Consider the following 14,517-nt stretch of genomic DNA (forward strand, 5'->3'; position numbering starts at 1 on the left):
CGTCCATGGCCGCGGCGCGCCCGGGGCAGGATCCCCTCACTCGCAACCAGCTCTTGGCCCGGCCCCCCCATCGCCCGGCATCAACCCTGGTGGCGCTGGCTGTCCTGGTGGGGCTGGTCGCCGTGGCCGGCTGTGTCCCCGCCGACCGCCGCCCCACCTGGCGCCTGTTCCCCCTGCAGCGGCAGCAGCCCCACGATGGCCTGGCGGTGGTGAGCCAGCCCGATGGCTACGGGCTGCACATCTGGCTCGAAACCGACACCCGCCGCCAGGGTGTCTGTCGCCCGCGCTGGCTGCCGGATCCGGCGCGGCTGTTCAACGGCAACGGCAGCCACCCCTTCAGCTCCGGTCTGGCCAGCCGCGAGGAGTTCTTCGCCGCCGTCGCCCGCCGCGACGTGCGCCGCGCCCTGCGCAGGGAGCTGGAAGCCCTTTGCCTCAGCCGCGCCCCGCGCAGCACCTGGGAGTGGATCGAGCCGCCCCTGAATCCCTCCCAGGTGAAGGTGGAGAAGCTGCCGATGCTGGAGGAGAAGGATCTGCTCACCGATCCCGAGACGATTCGCAAGCAGGAGCAGGACCCCGAGAAGGAGAACGTCACCGAGCCGCAGGCGGGCGCTGCGACCCCCTGAATTCAGGGCTCAGAGCAACGCGAGGCTGCCGGCATAGCCCTCCGGCAGGCGCAGATCGTGCAGCTCAAGGCCTGGTGGTGGCGGGGCGCCGGCTGCGGCCAGGCCGAGTCCCGTCGCTTTCAGGCCCGCCTCCAGGCGGCACCAGTGCTGAAGGAAGCCGCTGAGCTGCTCCCCCGGTGGCAGCGCCTCAAGGACTTCAAGGCAGCCGCTGGGCAGGTGGCGCCTGGCGATCGGACGCCAGTTCAGGCCTGGCCGTTGGCACTCCACATCCACCCCCACCGGCCGCTCGGGGTGGAGGGCCAGCAGCACCAGAGCGCCCGAATGGGCCAGGTTGAACTGCAGGGTGTCCTGGCTTCCCAGTCCCTCCAGGGCCGGCTTGCCCTGGGGCCCCAGGCGAAAGCGCAACCGGGCGGGCTCCAGCCCCATCGCTTCCCCCAGCCTCTGCCGCAGCAGGCCCCGTCCCAGCAGGAAACGGTCCTGGTCATCGCTCTGACGCCAGCGCCGCAGCCGCTGATGCTCGTCGCTGGAGAGCAGCGCCAGCAACTCCTCCCGCCGCTGGGGGGTGAGCCAGCCCAGCCCCGCCAGCCAGACCGTGGCCGGCAGCCCGGGGTGATCCAGCCGGTGCGGCGCAGCCTGGACGGGGTTGCCGGGGGCGGGGGGCTTGCTGGGATCGATCACGAGTGCTCGTCTGGCCCGGCGTGATCCGGCCGCAGCCGGGGCCCGGCTGAGCGCCAGTAGCGGCTGAAGCGGCGCAGGTCCACTGGCTGCGGCAGGGCCACGAAGGGTTCGGGCTCCAGCACCTGCAGGGGCAGGGCGGCGGCCACAGTGGCCGCGATCTTCCCCAGCTGTGGGTCCACCCAGGAGCTGGTCACCACCCCATCGGCCTGGTGGCGGGCGGCGAAGGTCAGCACCTCCTCGGCTCCATTGCCCTGGCGGATTGTGACCGGCAGCTCCAGCAGGCACTCGTAGAGGAAGACGATCCGTTTGAGGCTGATCGGCCCGGCGGCGCCCCCCAGCAGCCCCGGCTCGAAGACGAACATGGCCGGCCGGCCCGGATGGGCCAGCAGGGCGGGATTGGTCGGACCCAGGGCCTCGGCGTGGATCCAGAGAACCGGACAGTCCATGCTCAGGCCACCTCGCCCTGCGGCGCGGAGAACAGGCGGGCCTGCAGATCCTCGTAGCTGGCCTCGAAGGGGCAGTTCTCTGCCGCCGGGCAGCCCGGGCAATGGCGCCCCGCTCCGAAGCGCTCCAGGTTGGCGCGGTTGAACAGGTAGGGCTTGGCGCTGAAGCTACTGGCCACCCACTGCCAGCTGAGGTTGTTGCTGGCGGGATCGCCATCGAGCAGGTGGCGCAGGAACCAGTGGGCCCCCGCCTGCCAGCGCACCCGGCGCCAGTGCACCACGTAAGCGGCCAGCCACATCCGGGCGTGGTTGTGCAGCCAGCCGGTGTCGCTCAGCTGGCGCGCGAAGGCATCGATGCAGGCCAGGCCGGTGCGGCCCTCGTCGATGTCGCCGGGCAACTCGGGCGCGTAGGCCGCCTCAGGGTGGCCGGTCTTGAGCGGCTCCAGGTTCTCCCAGAGGCCATCGCCCAGCCGGAGCCAGAGCCGCTGCCAGTAGTCGCGCCAGGCCAGCTCCTGCAGCAGCTTCTCGCTCACGGGCTCCGGCCCCCCGGCCATGCGCTGCTGCACCAGATCACGCACCTGCGCCAGGCTCACCACCCCGTGGCGGATGTAGGGGGAGAGTCCGCTCACGGCACCATCGAGGTGGTTGCGGCTGGCGGCGTAGCGCACCGGATCGAGGGCCTCCAGCGCTGCCAGAGCCGGCTTCGAGCCCCCCCGGATCGGGCTGGCGCCACCGCTGGCCTGGGGGAACCGTGCCGCCAGCTCCTTGATCAGGGCCTCGCGGCCTGGGAACCGGCGCGGCAGATCGCCGCTGTCCCCGGGCCAGCCCAGAGGCATGCCGGCGAGGGCCGCGGCGCTGGGCTGATCGGAGGCCGTCGGATCTGGCAGGGGAGCGGGTGCTGTCATCGGCGGATGCGGGATGGGCTGGCTCGGGGCTGCCGGAAGCGGTGGAGGAGAATCCCCCCACTGTCCCCTGGCCGGTCCTCGGCATCTCCCCCATGCTCCTCGATCTGCGCGGCAAGAAAGCTCTCGTCACGGGCATCGCCAACAACCGCTCGATCGCCTGGGGCATTGCCCAGCAGCTGGTGGCAGCAGGCTGCGAGCTGGGGGTCACCTATCTGCCCGACGAGAAGGGCCGCTTCGAAGGCAAGGTGCGCGAGCTCACCGCGCCATTGAACCCCAGCCTGTTCGAGCCTCTGAATGTGCAGGAGCCTGCCCAGATCGAGGCCGTGTTCGAGCAGGTGAAGGAACAGTGGGGCTCGATCGATGTGCTCGTGCACTGCCTGGCTTTTGCCGGCAAGGAGGAGCTGATCGGCAACTACTCCGACATCAGCCCCGAGGGTTTCGCGCGGGCCCTGGAGGTGAGCGCCTATTCCCTGGCGCCCCTCTGCCGCCATGCCAAGCCACTCTTCAGCGAAGGGGCCAGCGTGATCACCCTCAGCTATCTCGGGGCGGAGCGGGCGATTCCCAATTACAACGTGATGGGCGTGGCCAAAGCGGCCCTGGAGGCCTCGGTGCGCTATCTGGCCGCCGAGCTGGGACCCGGGAAACAGGTGCGAGTGAACGCGATCAGCGCCGGCCCGATCCGCACCCTGGCCAGCTCGGCGATCGGCGGCATTCTCGAGATGATCCACAACGTGGAGGAGAAGGCTCCGCTCAAGCGCACCGTCACTCAAGACGAGGTGGGGTCCACCGCCGCTTTCCTGGCCAGCCCCCTGGCCTCCGGCATCACCGGCCAGGTGATTTATGTGGATGCCGGCTATTGCATCACGGGGATGTGAGCAGGGCTTCCGAGCGCATCGGCATCACCGATCCCATCCAGTCGATGCTCGTGGTGTGCAGGTTGTAGAAGGCGGCCTCCACCTGCAGGCGGCCGCCGCGCATCAGGTCAGTGAGCAGCACGCTGGAGTCGACGAGGTTGCGGGCCGCGTTGAGGGTGTGATGGCGGGAGGCCTGGTCCAGATCGTGGTGGCCGCCGAGGTTGATCAGCTCCATGCGCAGCTGGCCCACCAGCTGGGCCAGGCTCGGTGTGAGCGTGAGCGCCGGATTGAGGGCCGCCTCCACGGCGCCGCAGCGTTCATGGCCCAGCACCACGATCACCGGCACCCCCAGGTGAGCCACGGCGTACTCCAGCGAGGCGATCGCGGCGGTGGTGGAGAGGGTGCCGGCGTTGCGGACCACGAACAGGTCGCCGAATCCGGTGTCGAACAACAGCTCCACCGGCACCCGCGAATCCGCGCAGCCCAGCACCGCCGCGGTGGGGTGCTGGCCCGATTCCACCTCGAGCATGCGCTCACGGCTGCTGTGGGGATGGAGCGATTCACCGTCAAGGAAGCGTCGGTGGCCGGCTCGCAGCTCGGCGAGCACCGCCTGGGGACAGTTGTTCAAGCAGCGGCCGGCTCGGTGCTGGCGATTGTGGACCGATTCCGGTCTTTGGCTTCGGCATGATTGGTACACTCCCGCCCCATTGCCCTGTGTCCTCCCTTCCGGACTTCGATCACGGCAGCCCCGGCGGCCGCAGCGGCAGTGTCCACCGCGTCACCGGTGAAACCGACGTGCGCGTGCGCCTGGGCCTCGATGGCCGCGGCCGCTGCCGGGTGAGCACCGGTGTGCCCTTTCTCGATCACATGCTCCACCAGCTCGCCAGCCACGGCCTGCTGGATCTGGAGATCAGCGCCGAGGGTGACACCCACATCGACGACCACCACACCAACGAGGACGTGGGCATCGCCGTGGGGCAGGCCCTGGCCCAGGCCCTGGGCAGCCGCAAGGGCATTCACCGCTTCGGGCACTTCAGTGCACCGCTGGATGAGGCTCTGGTGCAGGTGGTGCTGGATTGCTCCGGCCGCCCCCACCTCAGCTATGGGCTGGTGATCCCGGGCCAGCGCATCGGCACCTACGACACCGAGCTGGTGCGCGAGTTCTTCGTGGCGGTGGTGAACAACTCCGGGCTCACCCTGCACATCCGTCAGCTCGACGGTCTCAATTCCCACCACATCGTGGAGGCCTGCTTCAAGGCCTTCGCCCGGGCCCTGCGCCAGGCGGTGGAGATCGATCCGCGCCGCGCTGGCGAGGTGCCCAGCAGCAAGGGCGTGCTGGAGCAGGCGGGAGTCCTTGGCTGAAGCCTGGGTGGCTGCGGGCGGCGAATCGCGTCGTCACACTCCGTTACGTGATGATGGAAGCATTCCCGCGTGAGTGAGCGATGACCATCGCCCCCAGTCGACCCGAACCCGGCAAGGCCGCAGCAGCCTCCTCGCCCGGTTACGACCGAGCCGACTGGGCCAGTGCGTTCCGCAATGTGGGCACGGAACTCACCTCCGTGCCCCTGGCCGCCGCCAGTGGCACCATCCCCTCCGAACTCAGCGGCAGCCTCTACCGCAACGGTCCCGGCCGCCTGGAGCGCGGCGGCCGCTGGGTGCACCACCCCTTTGATGGCGACGGCATGATCACCGCCGTGCGCTTTGAGGGCGGTGCGGCCGAGCTGAGCAACCGTTTCGTGCGCACGGAGGGCTGGCTGGCGGAGGAGAAGGCCGGCAAGGTGCTTTACCGCGGCGTCTTCGGCAGCCAGAAGCCCGGCGGACCGCTCGCCAACGCCTTCGATCTGCGCCTCAAGAACATCGCCAACACCCACGTGGTGCGGCTGGGCGAGAAGCTGCTGGCCCTTTGGGAGGCCAGCTCGCCCCACAGCCTCGACCCCACCAGCCTCGAAACAGAGGGTGTCGAACTCCTCGGCGGCGTGCTTGCCGATGGTGAGGCCTTCAGCGCCCACCCCCGCTTCGATCCAGGCCACCACGGCCAGCAGCGCATGGTCACCTTCGGCGTCAAGGCCGGTCTGCGCAGCACCATCCGCCTGATGGAGTTCGACGCCAGCCCCGGTGCCGCCGCCGGGACGCTGGTGGCGGACCAGAAGCGCAGCTTCAACGGCTTCGCCTTCCTCCACGATTTCGCCATCACCCAGAACTGGGCGGTGTTCCTGCAGAACGCCATGAGCTTCAACCCGCTGGGGTTCGTGCTCGGCTGGAAGGGGGCTGCCCAGTGCCTCGACTCCAAGCCTGGTGAGCGCGGCCAGTTCTGGTTGATCCCCCGCTCGGGCGATGGTGAGCCGCTGCAGGTGAGCGCCCCTGAGGGGTTCGTGTTCCACCACCTCAATGCCTTCGAGGATCCCAGTGCCGGCACGGCCGGGCAGGTGGTGGTGGATTCGATCTTCTACGACGATTTCCCCTCGATCGGTCCTGGCGTCGATTTCCGCGCCGTCGATTTCGACAGCCTGCCGATCGGCCAGCTCAAGCGTTGCCGCATCGATCTGGCCAGCGGTGAGGTGAGCACGGAGTTGCTGGAGGAGCGCTGCTGCGAGTTCGCCATGGTCAACCCCCGGCGGGTGGGTCTTGAGGCCCGCTACGCCTGGATGGCGGTCACCGAGCAGGAGCGGGGCAATGCCCCTCTGCAGGCCATCGAGAAGCTGGATCTGAGCAACGGCGAGCGCCTCGTCTGGAGCGCCGCTCCCCGGGGCTTCGTGAGCGAGCCCGTGATGGTGCCGCGCCCCCGGCAGGACGCCGAGGGCGATCAACCCGCCGAAGACGACGGCTGGATCCTCTGCGTGGTCTGGAACGGAGCACGCTGCGCCAGCGACCTGGTGATCCTCAACGCCGCCGACCTCTCGGAGCAGGCGGTTCTGCCCATGCCCCTGGCCCTGCCCCACGGCTTGCACGGCAGCTGGGCGGCTGCAGCATGAGAACCACCACCTTCCGCCCCCTGAGGCTTCTTTCACTGCTGGGAGCCCACCTGCTGGTCTGGCTGTTGCTGCTGGGCCACCCCGGCGCCGCCCAGGCCTCCCTGCTGCATTTCTCCGGTGCGCCGCCCGCGGATCTGGGTCTGCATGATGGTCGGCTCAGGCCCTGCCCAAGCCCGGCCCACTGCGCTCGCCAGGACTGGCCGTTGGCCAACCCCGCAGCGGCTCTCCAGCAGCTGGCCCTGGAGCTGGAGACCACCCCTGGAGTGCAGATCGAAGCCAGAGTGGGATCCCCCCAACTGAGCTATCTGCATGCCACAGCCGAGAGCCGGCTGTTCGGCTTTGTCGATGATCTGGAACTGGCGCTGGATGCCTCCGGCACCGGCCTTCAGGCGCGTTCGGAATCCCGCCTGGGAGATTCCGACCTGGGCGTGAATGCCCGCCGGCTCGAGGGGCTGCGCCTGATCCTCAGCCCCGCTGGTGGCGGCTGAGGGTGGCGGCGGAGAACACGTGGCCCCGCTCCAGAGCAATGGCGGCCACGGCGCTGGCATTGGCGGCGGTCTCCACCCGCTGGCGCAGGGCGGCATCGGCTTCCACTTCGGTCAGGAAGGCACTCAGCTGAGCTTTGGACATCGGTGGCGCTTTTGGTGGTGCGTACCTCTCCTTGCTACTCCGGCGGCGGCGGTGGCGCCACGGGCGCAGGTCCTGCGCCCGCCGCTGCCGGTGGTTGCCTGGGCGGCTCGGGGGCGGTGGTTCCGGCAGGCGGCAGCGGCGACTCTCCGTTCTCGGGCTGGGGGTTGGGTTCTGTCTCCGGACCCACCACTTCCACCGCCGATCGCTCCACCACCAGGCGGAAGCGCAGTCCCTGACGCTCGTTGACCAGCTTCTGCACGGCCGCCACCTGCTTCGGGCTGGGTACATCCGGCCGGCTGGCCCGTACCACCACCCGGATCAGGGGCGGATTCTGGCTCCAATCGATGGTCATCCCATCGAGCTGGGCCTCCTGGCCGAGGGTCACGGTCTCGCGTACCAGCAGGTTCTGGATCGTGCTCTGCAACTCGCGTTGCAGCGTCTGCTGCCGGCTCTGGCGCACCAGATCGAGGAAACTGCTGGTGAGCGGAATCACCAGGACCGCCGTCAGGGCAAGGCTGATCAGGCTGAGCCGGCTGCGGCGCATTTGGTGGCGTAGCCCGGGCCCCGATTTGGCCAGCACCACCAGGCAGCCGCTGAGGATGCCCATCAGGTTGGTGAGGTAGAGCAGCCCGGCCCCCAGGGCCAAATTCCATTGGTCGGCGGAGAGCAGCAAGCCCATCACGCACACCGGCGGCACCAGCGCCACGGCAATGGCGGTGCCGGCAAGGGACGACACCGCCTCACTGCGCAGCTTGGCGTAGGCGGCGATGCCGCCCGCCACCAGGGCGATGCCCAGATCGAGCAGGTTCGGGGCAGTACGCGAGAGCACCTCGTTGCCGAAATCAGGCAAGCCGGCGAGTTTGCCCAGCAGCAGCGAGAGGCTCACGGTGATCATGGCCCCCACCAACAAGGTCACCAGCCCCTGGATCACCTGGGGCAGTCGACCCCGCAGGATGCCGAAGGCGGTGGCCCGCAGCGGCGTGATCCAGGGGGCGATGATCATGGCCCCGATCACCACTGCGGCACTGTTGGCCAGCAAACCGAGGGTGGCGATCAGGGTGGAGCCGAGCGTGAGCACCACGAACACCTGATCCAGCCGGGCGTCCTGCTGAAACTCGGTGAGTAGCCGCCGCATGCGCTGACGTGGCACAGGGCGCTGTCGCGCTCGTCGGGTGCTCAGACCCTTGGGGAGAAGCGAGGTGATGGCCTTGAGCCGATCAGAATCGGCAACCTTAGGCTGATTCTCCAGGCAGAATTGTTGGTCCAGCGGCGAGGCTGGAGCACCTCCGTCGTAGGCGTTCGATGCAAGCGATGCTTCCTCAGCTGATCCTGGCTGTTCCCTGGTGGCAGGCCCCAGGGGTGGTGAAACTGATGGCGGCCCTGGTGGGCCTGGTGCTGATCGTCCTGGCTGTTCGCCTGGCCCAGCACTACATCACCCGCAATCTCAAGGATTCGGACAGCCGCTACTACGGCCGCAAGCTGATCACCTTCGGGGGCTATGTGGCGGTGATTCTGCTGGTGTCGATCGTCTACCGCGATCGGCTGGTGGGACTGACCGTGGCGATTGGTGTGGCCAGTGCCGGCATCGCCTTCGCCCTTCAGGAGGTGATCGGCAGTATCGCGGGTTGGATTGCGATTTCCTTCGGGGGCTTCTACAAACCCGGAGATCGGGTCCAGCTCGGCGGGATCAAGGGGGATGTGATCGATATCGGCATTCTCAGGACCACCATGATGGAGCTTGGCGAATGGGTCGACTCCGATCTCTACAGCGGCAGGGTGGTGCGAATCGCCAACAGTTTTGTCTTCAAGGAGCCTGTCTTCAACTACTCTGGCGACTTCCCTTTTCTATGGGATGAGATCAAGGTGCCGGTCAAGCACGGATGTGATCATCGTCTGGCCCGGACGATTCTCGAGAAGGCGGTGAATGATCTCTACACCGACGAGTTGATGCAGTCATCCCGCCAGGCCTGGCAGCAGTTGATCCGGCGTTATCTGCTCGAGTCCGCCAGTCTGGAGCCGGCCGTGAGCTTGGTGGTGACCGACAACTGGCTGTCCTTCACCGTGCGCTACATCGTCGATTGCAAGCGTCGACGCATCACCAAAGACCTGCTCTACACCAACATCCTGGATGCGTTCGAGGCCAGTCAGGGTCGGATCAGCATTGCCTCAACCACGGTGCATCTGGTGGAAATCCCCCCGCTCGATGTGCGCCTCAACGATGGCAAGGGCCCGGGCAGGAGTTGAAGCTGTCATGTCCAATCAAGAAACGGTGGTAGCGAGGGCCATGGGGCGAGCGCGTCGTCATGCCGGCATGGCCAGGTCGAGAGGTGTGGGGTTCTGGTGTGGATCCTTCTGGCCGCAACGGGTGCTGGCGCTGCTTCTGCTGCTCGTGCTGCTGGTGCCGGGGCTACCGGGGCTGGCCAGCTCGCCGGTGGCCAGCCCGCTGAAGGCTCTCCCAGCCGAAAGCCTGCCGGACCACTGCTCCACCACCCCAGCGTGGGTTCAGCTCGATGGCAAGAAGGTGCTGGAGATTCGCTCGGCTCCAGGCGCCCAGCAACTGACAGTTTATGCCAACCGTGGCAGCCGAGGACTGCAACTGTGGGCTTCCAACCTCAGCTACAGCCCTGAGCAGATCGTTCTGCGCGACGATCCCCCCTACAGCCTGATCGGCATCCAGCGGGACGGATCCTTCACGGCCAGTCTGGCTGTGGATGATCGCGGAGGGGCCTGCTTCGGGCTCAAGCGCCAGCAGCTGGCTGAGCGTTATCGCGACAGCCTGCGTCTGGCGCTGGCCAATTACCGCCGCAGCCACACCGCTGGCGCCTGGTCACGAGGCACGGGGCTGGCCCTGCTGGTGCTCGGGTTCTATGTGCTGTGGGTGCGCCTGCAGCGGCGCCTCCACGGGAGCTTGCGCACTTGGATCGGGGCCCAGGAAGCCGGGCTGTTTGTGCGGGTGCAGCAGCGCAGCGGCCAGTTGCTGGATCCCGTTCAGCTGCGCGCGTCGCTGCAGCTGCTGCTTCAGGTGCTGCACTGGGCCCTGCTGCTGCTGATCAGCTATCTGCTGATTCCGCTGCTGCTGGGGTTCTTTCCGCCCACGCAGGGGATCGCCGAAGACTTGCGCGCTCAGATCCTGGCGCTGGTTGGCCGTCTGCTGGCCGCGATCGTGGCCACGATCCCGAATCTGGCCTCGATCCTGGTGATCCTGGTGCTCGCGGTGCTGGTGAATCGCTGCAGCCATGCCTGGTTTCAGGCCCTCGATCGCGGACGCATCCGCATTCCCGGTTTTTATCAGGAGTGGGCCCTGCCCACGGCACGGCTTGCCACGATCCTGATCATTCTGGCCAGTGTGGTGCTGGCTTATCCCTACATCCCCGGTTCCAGCAGCAAAGCCTTCCAGGGGGCCGGCCTGTTGCTGGGTGTGCTGGCGGCTCTGGGCTCCAGCGCCATCGCCACCAACATCATCAGCGGCCTGATGCTGATCTACACCCGTGCTTTCCGCGAAGGCGACCGTGTCGAGATCAACGGCACCATCGGCGTGGTGCAGGACCGTGCCCTGTTGGTGACGCGGATTCAGCCCCCACGAAACGAACTCGTGAGCATTCCCAATGCCACGGTGATTGCCGCGTCGATCCTCAATTTCAGCTTCTCCCGTCGTGAGATCGCCAGGCCCGTGGCCCTGGCCACCACGATCACGATCGGCTACGACGTGCCCTGGCGCCGGGTGCATGAGTTGATGCTCGCCGCTGCCCACAGCGTCGAGGGCATCACCGATGAGCTCAGCCCCTACGTGATCCAGACCTCCCTCAACGACTTCCACATCAGCTACGAGCTCAATGCATTCGTGCGGGATGTGAGCACCTACCGCCAGACCCTCTCTGATCTGTTGGCGGCCCTCCAGGATCAGTTTGCGGCAGCCCAGGTGGAGATTCTCTCGCCCGGCTATCACGCGATTCGCAGTGGCCGGGCCAGTACGCTGCCACCTCCCTAGGCCCCGTCCTGATCGGGCGGCGCGGCGGAGGAATTGCCACGGCCTGCCAGCACTGCCTTGAGCATCTCGCTCAGTTCAGGGGGCAGGGCAAGCTGCAGATTCTCGTTGCGCAGGTGCAGATCCCGCTGGGGAAATGGGACTGAAATCCCGTGGTGGCGCAGAACGGCCTCGATCCGGTAATTGAGATCGCTGATGATCTCATACTGGCGCATGGGTTGGTTGATCCACACCAGCAGACTGAAGTTCAAGGAGCTGTCGCCGAAACCGGTGAAGAACACCTTTGGACTCGGTTCCTGGAGAATGCCTTGATAGTCTTTGCAGGCTTCCACCAGGGCATGGCTCACGGCGGTGCAATCGGAGCCGTAAGCCACCCCGATGGGAAGGATCAGCCGGGAGGTGGGGCTGCCATGGCTCCAGTTCACCACCTGGGATTCGAGGAACTCGGCATTCGGCACGATGATCGCGATTCGATCCAGCGTCACCACCTCGGTGCAACGAAGGCTGATCTTCTGAACAGTGCCGTGAAGCTCGCCGATCTCGACGAAATCACCCACCTGGATCGGCCGTTCGAAGATGATGATCAGGCCACTGATGAAGTTCTTGGTGATGCCCTGAAGCCCGAGGCCCAGGGCCACACCGAACACGCTGGCGAACAGGGCCAGGGAGCTCAGGTCGAGCCCCCAGAGCTGAAGCAGCACCAGCGAGCCGACGAACAGCAGGGCGTATTGCACCACGAAGGCGATCCCTTCCTGGGCTCCTTTACCGATCCCCGTGTACTGCAGCACACGGGTGCGCAGCAGCCGTTGCAGCACCCCCAGCCCCTTGGCCAGGGCCAAGAACAGGGTGATCAGCACGATCACATCCAGCACTGAGTAGCTGCGTTCCCCCAGCGGCAGGAAGGGGGAAGCGAGGCTGTCGGAGAGCGCGTCTCGCAGCCGTTGCAAGGCCATCCTGCTGATCGGAAACAGCTCGGCCACTGTTCCGGCCACGCTGATCCAGATCGCCACCTGCAGGCAACGCAGCAGGGCCCGGATCAGGAAACCGCTGCCAGCCTTCCCTGGGATCAGCTCACCATCGGCGCCTGGATGGGGCCACGCCTGCGCGAAGGCCCGCCGGAAGATGGCACCCAGCAGGCGTTGCAGCAGGAAGGCCCCCAGCAGCAGGGCGAGCGAACGCAGCCCCATCCGCCGGATGTAGGCGGGCTGCCGCTGCAGGCGTCCTTGCTCGAGGGCCTCCACGAGGCGGCGGCGCCATGTTTCCGCCTGGTCCTGCAGGCTCAGGCCCTCAGCCACATCCAGGCGGGTCACTGTCAGCAGGGGTTTGCCATCGAGGCTGATCACCGGCAGCCCATTGCGTTCCACCACCTGGATCACAGCCGGTGTTGGGTTCTTGGCGGCGCTCTGGAGCAACCCAGTGGCCGCATCCGCCCGTTGCTCGGCGCTGTAGTCCTTCGAGCTCCGCAGCTGGAACAAGTAAGTTCCGTCCACTTCCACCTGGGCGGCAGGGATCTCAGCAGCTGCCCGGCTGGGTGACGCTGACGGCATGGCCACCAGCAGCGCCACCAGCAGCACCGCCGGCCAGAACCATCCCTGCCGTGGTGGCCTGGTGCGGCCCGGTTCACCGGAAGCGTTTGGGTTCATGGGCTGACGTCCTCCCCAGGCTTTCGGCAACCTATTCACTGGTCGAGGACAGCCAGGGGCTGCACCATGATCGCCATCCAGTCTGATTGAGTCAGCCGTGACGCCTCCCGTGGTGCGATCAGGTGGTCATGGGGGCCGGCTTCGCTCCGCCCTGCTGGTGGTGCTGGCCCTGGGGATGTCCCTGGCCATGGCGCTGCCGCTGGCGGCCCAGCAGGGGGGCAGTGCTCCCTCGGCCGCGCCGCCGCCGAAGCAGGGCTGTGCCGCGGATCCACCGTTCGTCACCCTCGACGGCCGTAAGGTGATCGAGATCCGCGATGCGGTGGGAGCCCAGAAGCCCCAGGAGTTCGCCCGACGGGCGAGCGCTCAACTGGCGCGCCTGGCCGAGGATCCTGATTTCCCGTTTGAAAAGCTCAGCCTCAAGGATGAGGCTCCTTACACCTTCATCGGCATTCGCCAGGCGGATGGGGGCTTCGAGCAGCTGCTGGCCGTCGATGACCGCGCAGCCGCCTGCTTCGATCTGACCCGCCAGCAACTGGCCGAGCGCTATCGGAGCAGCCTGCAGACGGCCCTGAGGCAGTACCGGATCGGCCACAGCTGGGTTAACTGGCTGAAGGGGACGGTCCTGGCCCTGATCGTGCTGGCCATCTACCTGCTCTGGGTGAGGACCCAGGGCCGGCTGAACGCCCGCCTGAGCCAGTGGATCGCCGTCGATCAGAGCCGGCTGCTGCGGGGCGTGCGCCTGGGCTCCTCCGAGTTGGTGGAATCCAGGCAGGTGCGTCAGATCCTGCAGCTTGTCCGTCGTGTTCTCCACTGGGGCTTGCTGCTGCTGATCAGTTATCTGCTGATCCCGCTTCTGCTGAGCCTGTTCCCCCCCACCCAGAGCTTCGCCGAGGGCCTGCGTCAGCAGATTCTTCAGGTGATTACGAAGGGCCTGAGCCTGGTGGGCTCGGTGATTCCGAATGTGCTCTCGATCCTGTTGATCCTGGTGATCACCGTGTACTGCATCCGCGGCAGCAATTCCTTTTTCTCCGCGCTAGATCGCGGCAGGATCCGCATCCCGGGTTTCTATCAGGAATGGGCGCTGCCCACGGCTCGGCTGGCCGCGATCTTCATCACACTCGTTGGGTTGGTGCTGGCCTTCCCCTACATTCCGGGGTCGGACAGTAAGGCCTTCCAGGGCGCAGGCCTGCTGTTAGGTGCCCTGGCGGCCCTCGGCTCCAGCGCCATCGCCACCAACATCATCAGCGGTCTGATGTTGATCTACACCCGCGCCTTCCGCATCGGCGACCGGGTGGAGATCAACGGCACCCTGGGTGTGGTGCAGGAGCGGGCTCTGCTGGTGACCCGGATCCGCACGCCACGCAATGAACTGGTGAGCATCCCCAATGCCATGGTGATCGGTGCCTCCGTGATGAACTTCAGCTTCTCCCGCCGGGAGATCCAGCAACCCGTGGCCCTCTCCACCACGATCACCATCGGCTACGACGTGCCCTGGCGCCGGGTGCATGAGTTGATGCTGGCCGCCGCTCGCAGTGTGAAGGGCATCACCAAGGAGATGGACCCCTTTGTTCTGCAGACATCCCTCAATGATTACCACATCAGTTATGAACTGACGGCCTACGTGAGCGACCCCTCCCAGTACCGCGAAACCCTCTCCGAGATGCTGGCGGCGCTGCAGGATCAGTTCGCCGCCGCCGATGTGGAGATCCTCTCCCCCGGCTATCACGCCATCCGCAACGGCAACGCCAGTACCGTGCCGAAGATCTGAGCGGTTGGTCCTCGTC

Annotated in this window: 15 protein-coding genes; 8 read left to right on the top strand and 7 right to left on the bottom strand. The window is 66.9% G+C overall.

Annotation, left to right across the window (positions count from 1 at the left end; genetic code table 11):
• Positions 1–5 precede the first annotated feature (5 nt).
• Entirely contained in the window at positions 6–623 is a 618-nt protein-coding gene (locus WH5701_RS13870; RefSeq protein ID WP_006173125.1) for a hypothetical protein, read from the top strand.
• Between the two features lie 9 nt (positions 624–632).
• Here the strand turns inward: WH5701_RS13870 and WH5701_RS13875 are convergent, their stop codons facing one another.
• The 3 genes from WH5701_RS13875 to WH5701_RS17275 are packed head-to-tail and all read right to left on the bottom strand — an operon-like array spanning position 633 to position 2,649.
• Positions 633–1,301 carry a 4'-phosphopantetheinyl transferase superfamily protein gene (locus WH5701_RS13875; protein ID WP_006173126.1) on the bottom strand — a complete coding sequence of 223 codons (669 nt, stop codon included), beginning with the start codon at positions 1,299–1,301 and terminating at the stop codon, positions 633–635.
• A complete protein-coding gene (locus WH5701_RS17270) occupies positions 1,298–1,747 on the bottom strand; it encodes a hypothetical protein (RefSeq protein WP_006173127.1) in 450 nt (149 codons plus the stop codon). Before WH5701_RS17270 ends, WH5701_RS13875 begins: the two co-directional genes overlap by 4 nt.
• Before the next feature lie 2 nt (positions 1,748–1,749).
• Complete coding sequence (locus tag WH5701_RS17275) at positions 1,750–2,649, bottom strand: FAD-binding domain-containing protein (protein ID WP_006173128.1); 900 nt, start codon at positions 2,647–2,649, stop codon at positions 1,750–1,752.
• 92 nt (positions 2,650–2,741) lie between these two features.
• Here WH5701_RS17275 and fabI point away from each other — a divergent pair, with 92 nt between their 5' ends.
• A complete protein-coding gene (gene fabI, locus WH5701_RS13890) occupies positions 2,742–3,524 on the top strand; it encodes an enoyl-ACP reductase FabI (RefSeq protein ID WP_006173129.1) in 783 nt (260 codons plus the stop codon).
• Here fabI and WH5701_RS13895 read toward each other — a convergent pair.
• Complete coding sequence (locus WH5701_RS13895; protein WP_006173130.1) at positions 3,511–4,131, bottom strand: carbonic anhydrase; 621 nt, start codon at positions 4,129–4,131, stop codon at positions 3,511–3,513. The genes fabI and WH5701_RS13895 overlap by 14 nt on opposite strands.
• Before the next feature lie 86 nt (positions 4,132–4,217).
• Between WH5701_RS13895 and hisB the strand changes: the two genes are divergently transcribed.
• The 3 genes from hisB (at position 4,218) to WH5701_RS13910 (ending at position 6,963) form a co-directional block, all read left to right on the top strand.
• Positions 4,218–4,865 carry an imidazoleglycerol-phosphate dehydratase HisB gene (gene hisB / locus WH5701_RS13900; RefSeq protein WP_006173131.1) on the top strand — a complete coding sequence of 216 codons (648 nt, stop codon included), beginning with the start codon at positions 4,218–4,220 and terminating at the stop codon, positions 4,863–4,865.
• An 80-nt stretch (positions 4,866–4,945) separates the two neighbouring features.
• Positions 4,946–6,475 carry a carotenoid oxygenase family protein gene (locus WH5701_RS13905; RefSeq protein ID WP_006173132.1) on the top strand — a complete coding sequence of 510 codons (1,530 nt, stop codon included), beginning with the start codon at positions 4,946–4,948 and terminating at the stop codon, positions 6,473–6,475.
• Complete coding sequence (locus tag WH5701_RS13910) at positions 6,472–6,963, top strand: DUF1499 domain-containing protein (protein ID WP_006173133.1); 492 nt, start codon at positions 6,472–6,474, stop codon at positions 6,961–6,963. The genes WH5701_RS13905 and WH5701_RS13910 overlap by 4 nt, the downstream gene beginning before the upstream one ends.
• On the opposite strand, the gene WH5701_RS13915 is transcribed toward WH5701_RS13910, so the two are convergent.
• Positions 6,941–7,105 (bottom strand): Nif11-like leader peptide family RiPP precursor, encoded by a 165-nt coding sequence (locus WH5701_RS13915; protein WP_006173134.1) that lies wholly within the window; start codon positions 7,103–7,105, stop codon positions 6,941–6,943. The genes WH5701_RS13910 and WH5701_RS13915 overlap by 23 nt on opposite strands.
• A 34-nt stretch (positions 7,106–7,139) precedes the next feature.
• Entirely contained in the window at positions 7,140–8,240 is a 1,101-nt protein-coding gene (locus tag WH5701_RS18700; RefSeq protein WP_006173135.1) for a DUF389 domain-containing protein, read from the bottom strand.
• A gap of 167 nt (positions 8,241–8,407) precedes the next feature.
• On the opposite strand from WH5701_RS18700, the gene WH5701_RS13925 reads away from it, so the two are divergent.
• Together WH5701_RS13925 and WH5701_RS13930 are read left to right on the top strand one after the other, a co-directional pair.
• Positions 8,408–9,349, top strand: a complete 942-nt coding sequence (locus WH5701_RS13925; RefSeq protein ID WP_232201929.1) for a mechanosensitive ion channel family protein — start codon at positions 8,408–8,410, stop codon at positions 9,347–9,349.
• Between the two features lie 7 nt (positions 9,350–9,356).
• Positions 9,357–11,093 (top strand): mechanosensitive ion channel family protein, encoded by a 1,737-nt coding sequence (locus WH5701_RS13930; RefSeq protein ID WP_232201930.1) that lies wholly within the window; start codon positions 9,357–9,359, stop codon positions 11,091–11,093.
• On the opposite strand, the gene WH5701_RS13935 is transcribed toward WH5701_RS13930, so the two are convergent.
• Complete coding sequence (locus WH5701_RS13935) at positions 11,090–12,733, bottom strand: mechanosensitive ion channel family protein (RefSeq protein WP_006173138.1); 1,644 nt, start codon at positions 12,731–12,733, stop codon at positions 11,090–11,092. The two genes, WH5701_RS13930 and WH5701_RS13935, sit on opposite strands and share 4 nt — an antisense overlap.
• A gap of 97 nt (positions 12,734–12,830) precedes the next feature.
• Between WH5701_RS13935 and WH5701_RS13940 the strand changes: the two genes are divergently transcribed.
• The gene (locus tag WH5701_RS13940; RefSeq protein WP_232201932.1) at positions 12,831–14,501 is read left to right on the top strand and encodes a mechanosensitive ion channel family protein; all 1,671 of its coding nucleotides are present in this window, start codon (positions 12,831–12,833) and stop codon (positions 14,499–14,501) included.
• Positions 14,502–14,517 lie beyond the last annotated feature (16 nt).

The organism is Synechococcus sp. WH 5701 (assembly GCF_000153045.1).
Taxonomy (GTDB): domain Bacteria; phylum Cyanobacteriota; class Cyanobacteriia; order PCC-6307; family Cyanobiaceae; genus Regnicoccus_A; species Regnicoccus_A antarcticus.

Excerpts from the sequence above, each read along its gene's own strand:
- WH5701_RS13870 (WP_006173125.1), top strand. The coding sequence starts at position 6 with ATGGCCGCGGCGCGCCCGGGGCAGGATCCCCTCACTCGCAACCAGCTC.
- WH5701_RS17270 (WP_006173127.1), bottom strand. The coding sequence starts at position 1,747 with ATGGACTGTCCGGTTCTCTGGATCCACGCCGAGGCCCTGGGTCCGACC.
- WH5701_RS17275 (WP_006173128.1), bottom strand. The coding sequence starts at position 2,649 with ATGACAGCACCCGCTCCCCTGCCAGATCCGACGGCCTCCGATCAGCCC.
- fabI (WP_006173129.1), top strand. The coding sequence starts at position 2,742 with ATGCTCCTCGATCTGCGCGGCAAGAAAGCTCTCGTCACGGGCATCGCC.
- WH5701_RS13905 (WP_006173132.1), top strand. The coding sequence starts at position 4,946 with ATGACCATCGCCCCCAGTCGACCCGAACCCGGCAAGGCCGCAGCAGCC.
- WH5701_RS13910 (WP_006173133.1), top strand. The coding sequence starts at position 6,472 with ATGAGAACCACCACCTTCCGCCCCCTGAGGCTTCTTTCACTGCTGGGA.
- WH5701_RS13915 (WP_006173134.1), bottom strand. The coding sequence starts at position 7,105 with ATGTCCAAAGCTCAGCTGAGTGCCTTCCTGACCGAAGTGGAAGCCGAT.
- WH5701_RS18700 (WP_006173135.1), bottom strand. The coding sequence starts at position 8,240 with ATGCGGCGGCTACTCACCGAGTTTCAGCAGGACGCCCGGCTGGATCAG.
- WH5701_RS13925 (WP_232201929.1), top strand. The coding sequence starts at position 8,408 with ATGCAAGCGATGCTTCCTCAGCTGATCCTGGCTGTTCCCTGGTGGCAG.
- WH5701_RS13930 (WP_232201930.1), top strand. The coding sequence starts at position 9,357 with ATGTCCAATCAAGAAACGGTGGTAGCGAGGGCCATGGGGCGAGCGCGT.
- WH5701_RS13935 (WP_006173138.1), bottom strand. The coding sequence starts at position 12,733 with ATGAACCCAAACGCTTCCGGTGAACCGGGCCGCACCAGGCCACCACGG.